This window comes from Devosia sp. CN2-171 (assembly GCF_049354815.1).
In the GTDB taxonomy this organism is placed as follows: domain Bacteria; phylum Pseudomonadota; class Alphaproteobacteria; order Rhizobiales; family Devosiaceae; genus Devosia_A.
In genome coordinates this window covers 1,093,637-1,108,759 of sequence record NZ_CP186479.1, presented here as the reverse complement: position 1 = coordinate 1,108,759, position 15,123 = coordinate 1,093,637, and the positions used below count along the sequence as shown (strand labels likewise).

Annotated in this window: 14 protein-coding genes and 2 tRNA genes; 7 read left to right on the top strand and 9 right to left on the bottom strand. The window is 63.0% G+C overall.

What is annotated here, in order from left to right:
- Positions 1–7 precede the first annotated feature (7 nt).
- The 7 genes from ACOYW5_RS05640 to ACOYW5_RS05610 all read right to left on the bottom strand — a co-directional run bounded on the left by ACOYW5_RS05640 (position 8) and on the right by ACOYW5_RS05610 (position 4,174).
- Positions 8–895 carry a hypothetical protein gene (locus ACOYW5_RS05640; RefSeq protein WP_423068272.1) on the bottom strand — a complete coding sequence of 296 codons (888 nt, stop codon included), beginning with the start codon at positions 893–895 and terminating at the stop codon, positions 8–10.
- A gap of 86 nt (positions 896–981) precedes the next feature.
- Entirely contained in the window at positions 982–1,566 is a 585-nt protein-coding gene (locus ACOYW5_RS05635; RefSeq protein WP_423068271.1) for a hypothetical protein, read from the bottom strand.
- A gap of 422 nt (positions 1,567–1,988) precedes the next feature.
- The gene (locus ACOYW5_RS05630) at positions 1,989–2,555 is read right to left on the bottom strand and encodes a hypothetical protein (RefSeq protein ID WP_423068270.1); all 567 of its coding nucleotides are present in this window, start codon (positions 2,553–2,555) and stop codon (positions 1,989–1,991) included.
- Positions 2,556–2,902: 347 nt separating this feature from the next.
- A tRNA-Glu gene (locus ACOYW5_RS05625) sits at positions 2,903–2,977 on the bottom strand.
- 59 nt (positions 2,978–3,036) lie between these two features.
- Positions 3,037–3,111 (bottom strand) — tRNA-Glu (locus tag ACOYW5_RS05620).
- 67 nt (positions 3,112–3,178) lie between these two features.
- Positions 3,179–3,634, bottom strand: coding sequence for a YcbK family protein (locus ACOYW5_RS05615; RefSeq protein ID WP_423068269.1), 456 nt, complete (start codon positions 3,632–3,634; stop codon positions 3,179–3,181).
- 120 nt (positions 3,635–3,754) lie between these two features.
- Positions 3,755–4,174 (bottom strand): VOC family protein, encoded by a 420-nt coding sequence (locus ACOYW5_RS05610; protein WP_423068268.1) that lies wholly within the window; start codon positions 4,172–4,174, stop codon positions 3,755–3,757.
- A 228-nt stretch (positions 4,175–4,402) separates the two neighbouring features.
- On the opposite strand from ACOYW5_RS05610, the gene ACOYW5_RS05605 reads away from it, so the two are divergent.
- Entirely contained in the window at positions 4,403–5,026 is a 624-nt protein-coding gene (locus ACOYW5_RS05605) for a cold-shock protein (protein ID WP_423068267.1), read from the top strand.
- A gap of 166 nt (positions 5,027–5,192) precedes the next feature.
- Here ACOYW5_RS05605 and ACOYW5_RS05600 read toward each other — a convergent pair whose 3' ends face one another.
- Positions 5,193–6,740, bottom strand: a complete 1,548-nt coding sequence (locus tag ACOYW5_RS05600) for a hypothetical protein (RefSeq protein WP_423068266.1) — start codon at positions 6,738–6,740, stop codon at positions 5,193–5,195.
- 87 nt (positions 6,741–6,827) lie between these two features.
- Between ACOYW5_RS05600 and ACOYW5_RS05595 the strand changes: the two genes are divergently transcribed.
- Positions 6,828–7,346 (top strand): GNAT family N-acetyltransferase, encoded by a 519-nt coding sequence (locus tag ACOYW5_RS05595; RefSeq protein ID WP_423068265.1) that lies wholly within the window; start codon positions 6,828–6,830, stop codon positions 7,344–7,346.
- Positions 7,347–7,355: 9 nt separating this feature from the next.
- Here the strand turns inward: ACOYW5_RS05595 and ACOYW5_RS05590 are convergent, their stop codons facing one another.
- Positions 7,356–8,081, bottom strand: a complete 726-nt coding sequence (locus ACOYW5_RS05590; RefSeq protein WP_423068264.1) for a class I SAM-dependent methyltransferase — start codon at positions 8,079–8,081, stop codon at positions 7,356–7,358.
- A gap of 417 nt (positions 8,082–8,498) precedes the next feature.
- Between ACOYW5_RS05590 and ACOYW5_RS05585 the strand changes: the two genes are divergently transcribed.
- From ACOYW5_RS05585 to ACOYW5_RS05565, 5 genes are all read left to right on the top strand, one after another.
- A complete protein-coding gene (locus tag ACOYW5_RS05585; protein WP_423068263.1) occupies positions 8,499–8,624 on the top strand; it encodes a hypothetical protein in 126 nt (41 codons plus the stop codon).
- A 260-nt stretch (positions 8,625–8,884) separates the two neighbouring features.
- Complete coding sequence (locus ACOYW5_RS05580; RefSeq protein WP_423068262.1) at positions 8,885–9,652, top strand: hypothetical protein; 768 nt, start codon at positions 8,885–8,887, stop codon at positions 9,650–9,652.
- 185 nt (positions 9,653–9,837) lie between these two features.
- Positions 9,838–11,592 carry a flagellar hook protein FlgE gene (locus tag ACOYW5_RS05575; RefSeq protein WP_423068261.1) on the top strand — a complete coding sequence of 585 codons (1,755 nt, stop codon included), beginning with the start codon at positions 9,838–9,840 and terminating at the stop codon, positions 11,590–11,592.
- A 68-nt stretch (positions 11,593–11,660) separates the two neighbouring features.
- Positions 11,661–13,508 carry a flagellar hook-associated protein FlgK gene (gene flgK / locus ACOYW5_RS05570; RefSeq protein ID WP_423068260.1) on the top strand — a complete coding sequence of 616 codons (1,848 nt, stop codon included), beginning with the start codon at positions 11,661–11,663 and terminating at the stop codon, positions 13,506–13,508.
- An 11-nt stretch (positions 13,509–13,519) separates the two neighbouring features.
- A complete protein-coding gene (locus ACOYW5_RS05565; protein WP_423068259.1) occupies positions 13,520–15,019 on the top strand; it encodes a hypothetical protein in 1,500 nt (499 codons plus the stop codon).
- Positions 15,020–15,123 lie beyond the last annotated feature (104 nt).

The window sequence follows — 15,123 nt, the reverse complement described above, 5'->3', positions numbered from 1 at the left end:
TGGGATTCTACTCGCAGAAGCTGTCTCCGTTGAACACGAAACAACGGGTGGCGCCACCACCGCCCCCAGCGTTTCCGCCTCCGCCACCTCCGCCTCCGGCGGTTCCGCCCCCACCACCGCTACTGGGCTTATAGCATTGGCCCTTCGAAGACAGCCGCTGCCCCGCTGGGCAGGTTTTGGCCACGCATACCCCGTTTCGCAGCACCTGCTTCACAGTGCAGGTTGCCGGGCAGACCCGGCCGGTCTTGTCGTTCAGCAGTGTTACCAAGTCCGCCGTTGGTTCGGTCGTCCCGAGTGACACCCCTGCGTACCGCGCAAACGACGCCAACGCCCGCCGGCTCTGGCTACCCCACACCCCGTCCGGCCGTCCCACCGAGCAACCCAGGCGGTTGAGCTCAGTCTGCACCTGCAGCGCCAGTTGAACCGGATCTGGCTGAGGAACGACCGGCGCGGCAGGGGCCGCCGGTGCGCCACTCAGCAGTCCCTGCAGCGCCGCATTGGCGAGTGTCGAATAGGGCCCGTTCGGATACGTCTGGAGAAACGCCCGCCACCCCGCCTCGGTGTTGATCTCCACCGCAGCCGCGAACAGCTCGCGCTCTGTGTCTGGGGCCGCCGGTAGCGGCGTCTCGTCGGGTGGCGGCGTCGTGGCGCGCTCATCACCCTGCGGCACGATCATGCCACCGCGATCCTCGAGCATATCGAGCCGCACCCGTGCATCGTCGACATGCGGACTGTCCGGAAACTGCTCAATGAACCGCTCGATGACGCGGGCGTCCACCGATTCCTTGACCAAGTCCCACGCCATGTCGGCGTTGGACTGAGCAAAGGCCGGCGACAACATGGCGAGGCTCATCATGCAGCCGACCAGCGCAACTCTCCACCACGATCGCGCCATTCTCAGCATTCAGACCCTACGCCCATGTCAGTCACATCACCCCGGCAACTGGCCTGCCCGCACACTGCCGACGGGTAGCCCAGCAGCTACTTTGCTTTGATCTGCTTGACCGTGCAGAACGACTTCGTCATCTCGAAGCGATCACAGAAATACACGGTTCCGCCCGCCCCAATCGAATAATACTTCTCGCCCGGCCGGAGCTTCGCTATCAGCTTGGCACCGCAGCGCTTGCCGTCCACCGCGACGTTCACAGTGTAGTCGTTGGTCGGGTAGCTCAGCTTCATCGATAGGCCATTGTTGTTCAGCACCCTGAAGGACGTCGTCGTCCCGTCGCTGTGCTTCACCGGTGGCGCACCTAGCCGAGCACTGACCTGGCTCTTGAACGAAACAAAATAGGCAGCCGTCATGGTCAGCTTGGCCGTTGCGTCGCCTGATGGCAGCATCGTCAACTGCCCCTTGAACGCCAGTGGCAGGTCCTCGTATTCCTCCGGGCTCTGGCAGTCGACATGACCCGAAACCTTGATATCGAATTGCAGGCCGGTCTCGGCCGCCACTCCCACCGAGGCAAACAGCACAATGCCGGCTCCCAGCAGCTTTGCAACTAACTTGGCAGTATCCATCGCATCACCCCCGCGTCTCAACAACAGGCTGGCACAGGTCAGCGATTTCATCAATGTCGAGGATGCAAGAGGTTGGCGGCTTCTTTCCACCCTGCTGAACGGCGGGCGGTGCTGTCTTCCTTCAACACTTAGGTGAACGGCACCCAATGCGATTCAACGGACGGGACGCCAGGCTAACGGTGGGCAGCTCGATCCAACATGTCGGCCGCACCTTCACCTCGCGCCACTAAGGACCGTGACGTCTGCAGCAAAACTGCATAGTGAATAGGCTCCAGGTTGGAGGTAATTTTCCAAAATGCACCTGTCAACTCCACGATCAGCATCGGTCACTATCGATAACTCAGATGGAGGTCTGTGCTGGCCACCTTTGGGTTTGCCATTGGCGCCTGCGTGTATATAGCAGCCACCAGAGTCACCTGATGATGGACGGAAGCACCATCAGGTGGAGCGTGCCTGGGGGGAAGGAGACATCGTCACTGGTCGGCAAGGCCGTCTGGAACTCCACGCGTAAGCGTACATATCCCCTCAGTGGCCTTTACGCTGAAATAACTAAGTCCAGGATCGGGCACGTACTTGTAGTCCTGAAGCTTGCAACCGGTTGAATTGATTCCAATCAACCAAATAAAAGTCTCGTTTGCGTGCCGCGTATCTTTGCCTCGACTCAAAAGTGACACCTTAAGCGCGTCATCAGACTGCTCTAGACGGATGTCGGCGGCGAATTTTCCGTCCTTCCGCCACTTTATTGCTTTGTTCTTCCCGACTGGAATAAGAATTCTGTCGTACGAATCTATGAAGTTAGTCGTTCCAACTGCGTTCTCTTTATGAACATATATGAATCTATTACCAGCTTTTCCAAAGTATACCTCAATTCGCCAAGTTACGGACTCACGAGACATGTTTCGCTTGACAACAACCTGATGACCTTCGGCCACGACTGTGTTGCCCGTAAGGTCTACCGCATAGGCAGGTGAAACCACCAACAAGCCAAGCGCAACACTGGCCGACAGCGCTTTGGTTAAGTATCGCCAGAACCGTTTCATTCCGTCCCCCGAGCTGGAAGTCTTGATGTTTACTTTACTCGTAACGGCGCGACAAGTCGTATGAGTTTCCGACGTTCGATCGACGTTCCATGGACCGCTCGATTGAATCGACAAGTTCACTGTGGTGACCGATCCTCAGCGAGATCGTCAGCAGAACACCTGGTTCCCGTTCGGAGGCCGAATTTCGAGTGGCCCAAACGCGCCTTGGCGCCACGTCTTCTCCATGCCCAAAGTTCACGGCCTGCAGGCTGGGGCGGAGGCGACCGTTCATCGGTTGCGGCATATCGGACACGTGTTGGACACGTCTCAACGGAGAAAAGCTAACTTACTGAAAAGACTTGAAGAATTGGCGCGCCCAAGGGGAATCGAACCCCTGTTCCCGCCGTGAGAGGGCGGTGTCCTGACCGCTAGACGATGGGCGCGGCGGAACTCTTATGGCGATCTACGCCAACCGCGTCAACCACCACCCATGTGGGGAAAGTGGCGCGCCCTAGGGGAGTCGAACCCCTCTCTGCACCGTGAAAGGGTGCCGTCCTAACCGATAGACGAAGGGCGCCGCGGTGGCGACCGTATAGGGGCGTTCCCCCAAGCTGGCAAGAGCTAATTCCGGCCTTTTCGCGCTTTCAGCAACCCGAGAAGGTGATGGGCTTTTTCCAGCCGCGCGGCCGGTCGCGCACGTCGACATGGATGAACTGGCGGCCCGGATAGCACCCGAGGCCGCCCACTTCCGGGTTGCGCTTGGCGAAGGCGATAAGGTTCGACTTGTTGACGCCGGGGATGAAGAAATCTACCGCCTGACAGTTCATGTGGTAGCTGCTGTCGACACCGCCGCCGATGATGTTGCGGATCGGGTCGCGATACTGCGAGTTGACCACGATCTTGCGGCCAAACTTGCGCTCAAACGAGGCGATGACGCTCCTGAGCTTGGGCGAGACGCAGGAATTGTCGACGTCCTCGGAGGCGAGGAACATGCCGGCCCGCTGAACGTACCCACCATAGGAGGCGGGGCCCGTCCCGCCCATGAAGAAGCAGCCGCTGAGGAGCGAGGCGCAGAAGAGCGCCGGGATGAGGCGTATCATATAGTCTTCCCCGGCTCGCCGGATGGTGTGGCGTGAGGCCGGCCTTGCCCGGCCGGCCTCCTGTCGGGAAACTACGTGGGTTTGGCTAACCCGCTGCTAATCCGCTTGGTTAGCGCCCGGTTACCAGCTGCCGGTGTTGGCCATCGACAGCCACGGCTCGGCCGGCGCGAGGGCAGGGCCGGCCTGCAGGATCTCGATCGAGATGTTGTCGGGCGAGCGCACGAACGCCATACGGCCGTCGCGCGGCGGCCGGTTGATGGTGATGCCGAGGCTCTGCAGGTGCGCGCAATAAGCGTAGATGTCATCGACCTCGTAGGCGAGGTGGCCGAAATTGCGCCCGCCGGTGTAGACCTCGGGGTCCCAGTTATAGGTGAGCTCCACCTGCGCCTCGGGCTGCCCCTTGGGCGCAAGGAAGATCAGCGTATAGCGCCCCTTCTCGTTCTCGCTGCGGCGCACTTCCTCGAGCCCGAGGCCATCGCGGTAAAATCGCAGGCTGGCGTCGATATCGGTGACGCGCACCATGGTGTGGAGATATTTCAACTCGGTTCCTCCGGGATCGTCGGGCGACGCAGACGGGCGCCGCCGGGGCGGCACTGTATTGTTGCGTATCCGATGCAGCAACCCGGCCACACTGACCGGTCGCCTACGAAAAAGGACGGGGCAAAATGGTAAACGCTTCTTAACTTCCTTCAGTGAATCGGACACAGTGACCAAGTCTTGTGGCGTACCCCGTTTTGCGGCGGGGCGAGTACGAAAAGGCTTGAGGGCATGGGGGTCAAATCAACACCCGACGGTGAAGAACCGGGCGTTCGTTCTTTCGAGGCGAGCGACTTGGGTCGAGGTCCGGCAGTTGACCAGACAAATGATGCTTCGCTCGACGTGATCGAGGTCGTGGGCACCATCAAGTGGTTCGACGTCGCCAAGGGTTTCGGTTTCATCGTGCCCGATGACGGGCGTGCCGACGTGCTATTGCATGTGACCTGCCTGCGGCGTGACGGTTACCAGACGGCCTACGAGGGCTCGCGCGTGGTTGTAGAGGCACTGGCGCGTCCGGGTGGGCTGCAGGCCTTCCGCATCCTCTCGATGGACGACACCACCGCCAAGCACCCGGCGCAGATGCCGGCGCCGCGCACCCATGTCAGTGTCGAGCCTACCAGCAAGCTCGAGCGGCTCGAGGTGAAGTGGTTCAACCGTATCCGTGGCTTCGGCTTCCTCTCCGCCGGCGACGGCGCGCCCGACATCTTTGTCCACATGGAAACGCTGCGCCGCTTCGGCATCACCGAACTGCGCCCCGGCCAGCACGTCCTCGTGCGCTACGGCAACGGCCCCAAGGGCCTGATGGTCGCCGAAATCCGCCCCGACGGCTGGGGCGACGCGCCAAGCTCGCACTGAAGCGGGCAGGGGAGAGGTTGAGCGGCGCCGAGGGGCGCCGTTTTTGGTTTGGGGGACGGGAGGAGCGGTGCGCGCAATCAGCGTCGGGTGTTTGGCTGACCGTCCCGCGACCTTCTCATGGCACGCCGGGCGCGGGCTGCGGCGGAGCAGCCGGCGGACGCTTTCGCTATGGGGCGCCCGCATAGAGGGTGAAAGCTTCAGTCTCAAACACAACCTCGAGCACCCGCCGCGAGGCCATTTCCTTCACGGCGGGCGCTGAGGAACCGTCAAGCCGTGCCTTGTCGACGAAGAGGATCTCGGCATCGTCGGGAAGGTCCCGGGGGACACTCATCGCCAGTCCGTTGCGCAGGCGGCCATCAGCACAACTCAACTCAACTCTCGCCTCATTCGCGTCATCGCTTAGCGCGGTCGGCCGACATTGCTCCCAATAGGCTGAGTTGAGCAGCAGATACGCGGACAGGTTGCCATACCCCTCAGTCTCCGGAAAGAAGGAGACAACACTGTTGGCATGTGTGCGCTCTCTGACCTGGGCGAAAGCGGGCGTCAGCTTGTAGCCAACATCGGTTATCGAACCGGTGTCGGAGGTTCGCGTCAACATGTCGGCCAGCCTGTTACCGGCTACCGCGAACTGGCAGACAATAAGCAACGAAAGCAAGGCGTTGATGATGCGAAGGCGATCACCCATCCCCCCGATCAGCGCCGCGAGGCTCAACACCAGAAGTGGGTAGTACGGAGAAACGAAGCGACCATCGATCGGGTCAATCGACACAAGGGATGAGGACGCTACCTGCGCGGCGAACGAGAGACCGGCGACAGCGACGGGTATCAGCGCGACCACCAGCCTCGCGTGGTCTCGTCGCGCAACAACTGCCAGCGCGACTATTGAAATAGCGATCGGCGCCAGCACAAGCCTGTCGCGCCAGAGCGCCCGGCCGAGCAGCACCACGTTTTCAGCCGCGCTGGTTTCCGATGGAACCCGGCAGCCCAACGCACACCCATACGACAGGTGGTTCCAGACCCCGACCGCAATCAATGGCACAACGGCCACGATTACCGCTACCAGAACCCGGAGCATCATTCGTCCGTTCTCTGGGCGCGCGGTCGTCGGGTAGAAGCGCATCGCCATCACGCCGAGAAGTGCGACTGATGACACGATGCCGATATACCTCGACAGGGGCAGCACCAACAGGAGGGCCAACAGCGTGGGTGAGACGTTCCTGCCGTCGAAGCATCGCACAGCCTCCGATACGGCCAGCGCCAGTATCGCGGTGAAAAGAGGCTCGGACCAGGCGAAGAAGAAGCTCTCCGAGGTCAGGGCAACACCGACCGCCACTACACCCAGAAGCATGCGGGTAAGGGGAGGCGATGTCGGGATCACCCGCCACCCTGCCAGGAATATAGCGCCCACCGCCGCAGCGTTGACCAGGGTCATCGCTGCCTCTGTACTCAACCCGGCGATGGTCAGCAGTGCCAGGGTTACCGGATAGGCGGGCGCGTACAACCCTTCGCCCAGAGAGGTGCTTCCGTTCAGCCTGATCTGCTGGGAGAACAGCAGGTAGAAATTGGAGTCCCAGCTTTGGCCCACACCGATATTGAGCAGAGCAACAAATAGAACGGCGGCAAGGGAAGTCGCAGCCACCGCAGCGAGCAGCGGTCTGTTGATGTTTTGCTCAGCCCCCATGGCTCTATTGGCCCCTTTGCTGACGTCCACCATGGCACACGTCTGTGGCCGCCGCCAGAAGACCACAACGGCCGTGGAGCCAAGCGGTAAGTTCAGATCCTCGCAACAGCCGGTGCCACGATGAGAATTGAAGTCCGCGATGCAGTGGAGAGTCGCCCCGATGTTGCGCCGCTGGTGGCTGCCGTCTATCCGCCCGAAGTGTTGGCAACTGTCGTTTGGCGGAACGTCGTGTCGGCGCGCGCAACCCGACGCGTACTGGTTTACAACGGCGCCACCCTTGTCGCCGCCGCGGGGATACTCTTCCGCCGGGCAACAGTAGACGACAGGGAGACTAATGTCGCCGGCATTGGGGGAGTGATGACGCTGCCGGCTGCGCGTCGCAAGGGGTTCGGCAGTGCCGCGATGGCCGCCGCGCACGAGGTGATAACCAACGGGGGAGCGGCCTTCGGCCTGCTCTTTTGCGAGCCCGGGAACTTTGGCTTCTACGGAAGCCTGGGCTGGACCCCTTTCGGCGGAACCGTCATCGCCGAGCAGCGAGGGGTGACCGGAACATATGGGGTCATGCCGACCCTGGTCCGGCCCTTTCGCGACGCCGCCCCGACGGCGGGGACAATAGACCTGCGTGGTCTGCCCTGGTGAGCCCGGCGACTAGCCCATTGCCCGCCTTACGTCCTCGGAAGGCCAAAGCCCCAGCGTGCGGCCTGAGAGGCTTTGGCTTTCCTCGATAGAGACCGACGGTTCGGGTAACCTGAATGGACCGGCCGTGAGGTTGAGCACGCGGAAGTCGCCGGTTCGGATGTCCGAATTGACCCGCGTCATGCTGTCGGTCGTCAGCAGAAAGTGCTGTGCGCCCGTCGCGAGGGCCTTGCGAAGCAGGCTCTTCGCATCAGCGAAAGAAAGGTGGAACAGAACCTCTCGGCAAAGGACGACGTCAGCGGACGGGAGATCATCGACGATCCCGTTGGCGACGATGAAGGTTCTCTCGGCGGTATCGAACCGGCTCTGGTTCCTCGCGATGACATCGGGGACGATGTCGGCACCAAAGTACTGAATGCCGCGCAGGTCGACCTCGGACATCCAGGTGAAGTCACCGCAGCCAAGGTCCAGCATGCTCCTCGCGCCGAGGCGCTTAAGCAAGCGCGGCAGTTCCGCGCGGAGGATCTCGGTCGCCTCGAGCGACGATCCCTCGCCGGAGAGCGGAACGTCGATTTTCCCTCGGCGCCAGACCGCATCCCGATAGATGTGAGAAAACCGATCGGCCACGTTGTCGTGGGCCAAATAGGCCTTGTTTCTGCCGGATACTGTTTCGAGAAACCCGACCAGACCCAGCCTGTGCAATACGTGTCGAGCTACTTCTTTTGTTGTCGCTGCCATCTCTACCACTCCTCCAATGGTCAGGACATCACAGTGCTGCTCGCTTCCAACCTCTCCGAGACGCGCACTCTTTGCCCTTGTAAGAAAACCGCCTCGAACAGCTCATTGCCGAGCGTGATCGAGGCCAACGGCCGCCGTCGCTTCACGTTATTGCCCGACCGCCATCGAAATTACTTGGGCTCGGGGCGTCGCAACTTTCGTGTGTTAGTGTGGCGCTTTCACGTCAAGTTTGGGGACTTAGGGCCGTATTGAGGCGGCTATCCACTGCCCGTAGGGTCCAGAGGCGATTGGACCTCTTCCCCCTAACCGATCGCCGGAGCGCGTTGATGCCCCGGGGTAGCGCCCGCTCCACCCAAACGCCAGAGGTGAGCCGTGCAAACACCCTATGCGACCTTACCCAGCCACAGGCAAGTCTCGATGACAGCTGTCTTGCGAAAGGCAGCCATCGGCCTCGGCTTCGCTGCGCTCGGCATTGCCATGTTCGTCTGGGGAGTGGTCATGCCGTTCATGGGGCTGTTCTACACGCTGCAACTGCTGAGCTGAGGTGAGTTCGCTGCCCGCTGGCCTAGCCAGCGACGAGCCCGCTTGACCGCATCCCGCCAGAACCAGAATGACAGTGCTCCCCGTACGTCCGGTGTCAGGGTCACAAGTATCCGGCCGTGCGGTATTGGACGTCGCTTCCTCGCTGCGGACATATATAGTTCACAGCACCCGGTGAGCGGCTAGAATGACTGCACGCGCCAGGTAAGGCAGGGCTGTCGGGGGCGCCGGTGAGGAAAAAGCTCTATCTGGAGCGGGCTAATGTGGGGAACCTGATGTTCCGCTACATGTTCGCTGAACATCTGCGCCGGTCCAATCCTGACTGGGTGATCGTCGGCGCCGGCATGCCGGAATGGGGGATCGTTCTTGCCGACGACGGGCCGAGCCCGGCAGTGAAGCTGGAGAATGGCAACGCGTTCCACATCCCCGCGCTGATCGAAGCCATCAATCGTCCGGGGATAGAGGGCGCCTATCTTGGTTGCTACGCTCAGCGGCTGGAGTATTTCGAGGCGCACCGGCAGCAGTTCGGCGCGAGGTTCCAGGCGATCGCCGGCGGGCAGGAAACCCACGAGGACGAACTGGTCATCCACGTACGGGCCGGCGACGTCTTGCGCGGCCCGAACGTCCACTACAACCTCACGCCGGTCTCGTACTATCGGCGCATCGTCGAACGCACCGGCCTGAAACCGGTCGTCATTGGCCAGACGCAGCCGAGCTACTACTCGGACGCCTTCCGCAAAGCGTTCCCGAACGCCCGGTTCCTCGCGGGCAATCACTGGCTCGACGACTTCCAGACGCTGCGCAACGCCACCAATATCGCTCTGTCGGTGAGCACGTTCGCCTGGCTCGCGGCCTGGCTGTCGGAGACGGCGCGGGTCATTTACCAGCCGCAACTGGGCTTTCTCAATCCGCTCCAGTGCCCCGATATCGATTTGGCGCCCAAAAACGACGCCCGGTACGTATATGAGCGGTTCCCCGTTGAGCTCTTCAAGGCCAGCCCCGAACAGATTGCCCGCGCGATCGCGGACTGAGGCTCATCGGAACCCGGCAAAACCTGCCGTGGTGCCCGGCTTGTTTTGCCGCTTTGTCGCCACAAGCGTTACCAGCCGGTCGGAAAACATAGCAAAATCAACGCTATGACGATCTGGCATTGCCCTTGCATTGCTTCACCTGAACCCGCGTGTCCGCACGCCGATTGGGGGTACTGGAGCATAACATGGGCATCTACGGCGCTCTTTCGACCGCAGTAACTGGGCTTCGCGCCCAATCCTTCGCGCTTGAGAACATCTCGGGCAACATCGCCAACAGCCAGACCACCGGCTTCAAGCGCATCGACACCGACTTCGTCGACATGATCCCCGATGCCGCGCAGAAGCGGCAGACCGCGGGTTCGGTGCTCGCCTACTCGCGCTCGACCAACAACATCCAGGGCGACATCAAGGGCACCTCGACCGAAACCAACATGGCCATCAACGGCAATGGTTTCTTCGTCGTCGAGCCGGCCATCGGCATGTCGGACGGCGATACCCTGTTCTCCGGCGCCAACTACTACACGCGTCGCGGCGACTTCGAGCTCGACAAGAACGGCTACCTCGTCAACGGCTCCGGCTACTACCTCAAGGGCCTGCCGATCGATCCGGCGACGCAGAACATCTCGAGCTCGGTGCCGCAGGTGCTGAAAGTGTCCAGCGCCTTCCTCCCCGCCGAGCAGACGAGCTCGATCAACTACGAGCTGAACCTGCCGCAGCTGCCCAAGACGGCGGCCTACCAGGCGTCCGGTGTAGCAGGCAGCGAGCTGCTGCGGGCCCAGGACTTCCTCACCATCACGCCGAATACGCCGGCCACGACGACAGGCTCTGCGGCGACAGGGGCCGCTGCCGCCACTACCATCGCCAGCGACCTCGATACGCTGACGATCTCGGTCAACGGCACGCCGGTGAACTTCACCTTCAACGAAGGCAGCGGCACGACGGGCACCGATATCGACGTCACGGTCGCGCCGACCGACACGGTCACCGGCCTGCTCGCCGCCATCCAAGCCGCGCTGCCGGCGGGCACGACAGTTGCGCTGTCCGGCGGCAACATCACCGTCACCGGTGCCGACGCCGACGACGTGATCCAGATTACCGACGGTACGACGGGTACCTCGTCGCTCGGCTTCGGCCTCGCCGACGGTACCTACAACCCCACCGTCTCGCAGGCCCTGGCGCTGCAGCAGCGCGTCGACACGATCAGCGCCGACAAGGCCGATACGTTCATCTCGCAGTCGATCTCGGGTGGCGCGGTCACGGTCTATGCCGGCAACGGTGCGCCGGCCAACGTGCAGATGCGCTGGGCCAAGGTAAACTCGACCGCAAATGGCGGCGCCGAGCGCTGGAACCTGTTTATCCTGACCAATTCCGAGGCGACGGGCTCCGGCACCGAATGGACCCGCGTCGGCGGCGATTACACGTTCGGGCCCGACGGCTCGCCCAATCCGGCGGTCGAATACACCGACCTGCCAGGCCTCACCGTCAACGGCGTGACCATCGGCGACCTGCGCCTGCAGCACGGCGCCACGGGCCTGACCCAGTTCTCCGATCCCAACGGCAATGCCGAGGTGACGCGGCTGACCCAGAACGGCTACGCCGCCGGCGAGTTCGTCTCGGTGTCGGTGAACGACAACGGCCGCGTGGTCGTCTCCTACACCAATGGCCAGCAGCTCGAAGTCGCCCAGGTGGTCACCGCCAACTTCAACGCAGTGAATGCGCTGAAGCGCATGGACGGCGGCGTGTTCGCGGCGACCTCGGAATCGGGCGAGCCGTTGCTCGATACCGATGGCGTCATCGGTTCGGCGGTGGAAGCCTCGAACACGGATATCTCGGAAGAGTTCACCAAGCTCATCGTCACGCAGCAGGCCTACGCCGCCGGCACCCGCATCGTCTCGGCAGCCGACCAGATGCTGCAGGAATCGCTCAACATGATCCGCTGATGCGGACCTGAATCCCTCCGGCGCGGGCGATCCTCGCGCCGGAGAGAACTCAACTGGAGCAGGATGGCATGGGGCTCTCCGTTACCCTCAGCAGTGCGCTCTCCGGCATGCGTGTCGGACAGAACGCGCTCGATACGCTGTCGAACAACGTCGCGAACGCCGGTACCCCCGGCTATCACCGGCGTTCGACCAGCGTCATCGACTCGCTGGGCGTCAACTCGACCTATGCCCGCGAAGGCCAGCTCACCCGCGCCTTCAATACCAGCCTCCAGGCCCACTACACCCGCACCACCGCGGAGTCCGGTTTCACCAGCGTGCAGGCGAGCTTCCTCGACCGCGTCCAGGTACTGTTCGGCAAGCCGGGTACGGTCGGCTCGATCGACAGTGCCTACAACGCCTTCGAGAGCTCGCTCGCGGCGGTGGCGACGAGCCCCGACAGCTATGCCAACCGCGCCGACTTCATACAGAAGGCCCAGGCGCTGACCGGCACGCTGAACCGGCTGAGTTCGGACATCCAGTCGCTGCGCCAGGAGATCGAGGCCAAGCTCTCCAACAGCGTCGACTCGATCAACAACCAGCTGCAATCGCTGGAAAAGGTGAACCTCCGGCTCGCCGACCAGGGCATCGACCCGACCTCGCGCGCAACGCTGATGGACCAGCGCGACCGGCTGGTCGACGACCTGTCGACGCAGATGGATCTGAACGTCACCTATCGCAGCGACGGCACGGTGGCGCTGATGACCCGGTCGGGTGTCGGCATCCTCGACGTCAAGGCCTCGGTGTTCCAATACGAGAGTGCCGGCGCGCTGTCGGCGGCCTCGCGCTTCAGCCCGAACGATGCGGTGAGCGGCGTCGGCAAGCTCAGCATCATGACGCCGGCAGGGCTCGAGATCGACCTCGTCAAGCAGAACGTCCTGCAGTCGGGCGAGCTCGCGGGTCTCGTCCAGCTGCGCGACCAGCAGCTGGTGCAGGCGCAGGACCAGCTCGACGAGATCGCCGCCTCCGTGGCGCAGGCGATGTCGACCAATGTCGCGCAGGGCACGCAGGTGACCGTCGGGCCGGCTAATGGCTACGAGGTCGACCTGGCGGATGTCCGCAACGGCAACGAGTTCACCTTCAAGTACCTGCAGGGCGGCGCCGAGCGCACCGTTCGCGTGCTGCGGGTCGACGACACATCGAAGCTGCCGCTCGACTATGTCGACGCCAACGGCGCGCGGGTGATCGGTCTCGATTTCTCGGGTGGCACGGCGTCGGTGGCGGCGCAGCTGCAGCAACGGATGGGCGGTGGGTTCAACATCGCCAACCCCTCGGGCACGACGATCCGGGTGATGGACGACGGCGCGGCCGGCACGACCGACATGCTGTCGCTCTCGACCCGCACTACGTCGTCGGGTCTCCAGAACGGCACGCTCGGTTTCTCGCTGTTCGTTGATACCAACAATGCCGACTTCACCAACAACCTCGACGGCGTTGGCCAGAAGCTTGGCTTTGCAAGCCGCATCAGCGTCAACTCGGCGATCGTCGCCGATAACAAGCTGCTGGTGCAGCACACCGGCACGACGCCGCTGGGCGACCAGGACCGGCTGAACCAGCTGATCTCCAATCTCGACGACATGCGCTTCGCCGGCGGGCAGGGGAGCGGCGCGACCAATGCCAGCTCCCGCCTCGGCGGCACGGTCGCCGACATGATTTCGCAGACGCTCAACTACCAGGGCAACGTCGCCGAAGCTGCCATCTCGAACAACGAGACCCAGCAGATGACGCTCGACGCCCTGACCCAGCGGCTCGACAGCGAGTACGGCGTCGATGTCGACGAGGAAATGGCCCGTCTCATGGAACTGCAGAACGCCTTCGCCGCCAATGCGCGCGTTATGTCCGTTGTGCAGGAGCTCATGGACGCCCTGATGCAGCTCTAGGACGCGCTACGATGACATCGATCGGCAAGACCATGTTCCCGCTGTCCAACGGCATCGCCAACATCACGGCGATGAAGGGGCGTTACGACAAGCTGCAGACCCAGCTCTCGAGCGGCGAGAAGGCCTCGACGCTGGCCGAGATGGGCTCGGACCGGTACTTCGATCTGGCGCTGCGCCAGCGCATGGCGCGCATGGACGGCTACCAGCAGTCGATCTCGACGGTGAACCTGCGGCTCGAAGTGCTGGATTCGGTGATGAGCCGCATCGACACCATCGAGTCCGACGCACGCGCCGCGGCGCTCTCGGGCGGCGGTGGCACTTCTGGCATCAACTTCCAGACGGCGCCGACTCTGGCGGGTTCGCGGCTCGACGAACTGCTTACGCTGCTCAACACCGACGTGGCCGGGCGCTACATGTTCGGCGGCAACAAGACCGACAGCAAGCCCGTGGCAACGACCTCGGACATCATGAACGGCGTGGGGGCGCGGGCGGGCTTCAAGCAGGTCGCCGCTGAGCGGAAGCTCGCCGACCTCGGCACCAGCCACCTTGGCCGGCTCGGCGTGATCGCCGCCACCGATACGGTGACGCTCAGCGAGGAGAACACCGTCTTCGGCATGAAGCTCTCCGGTGTCAGCACGACCTCCGCCAATATCGCGGTGACCCCGCCCACGGGCAGCCCGCAGTCGCTGACCGTGCAGTTCGGCGCGACGCTGCCGACCGCCGGTGATAAGGTGCAGGTCAACCTGACCATGCCCGACGGCACGCAGGAGCAGGTCATCCTCGTCGCAACGGCCGGCACGCCGGGCGCCGGCGAGTTCCAGATCGGCGCCGACGCCGACACGACCGCCGCCAATTTCCAGGCGGCGCTAACCAATTCGCTGCAGGACGTGGCCGAGACCGGGATGGTCTCGGCATCGGCTTTCGCAGCGGCAGAGAATTTCTTCAACGGCCAGGGTGACGCCGTGCTGCGGGTCGACGGCCCGCCTTACGACACGGCAACCGGTACGATCGCCGGCACCACGGCCAACACCATGTTCTGGTACACCGGCGAGGACAGTGCCGACCCGCGCAATACGGTGACGGCGCGGGTAGGCGAGGGGACGACCGTCGGCTACGGCGTGCAGGCCAACGAGCTGGGCTTCACCAACCTGATCCAGACGCTGGCGGCGATCGCCGTGCAGGATTTTCCGGATTCCGATCCCACTTCCGAGGCCCGCTACACCTCGATGATGGAGCGCAATGCGACGCGGCTTGCCGACACCAAGGACAACAATCCCGGCTCGCTCGCCGCGATCACCGTGGAACTCGGTCTCGCGCAGAGCACCACGGGCGCCATCTCCGAGCGGCATACGACGCACTCGGCGCAGCTGAACAACATGCTGCAGGATATCGAGGAAGCGCCCACCGAGCAGACCGCCATGGAGATCCTGGCGCTCAAGACCCGCCTCGAGGCGAGCTATCAGACGACCGCGCTGCTGAGCCAGCTGTCGCTGGTGAACTACATCAGGTAGCGGGCGGTCAGTCAGGGACCGATCGATAACGACGGCCCCCTCCCATCCTCCCCCATAAAGGGGGAGGTGCCCCCGCCGGTGCGTCAGGCCTGATCCAGCCACAA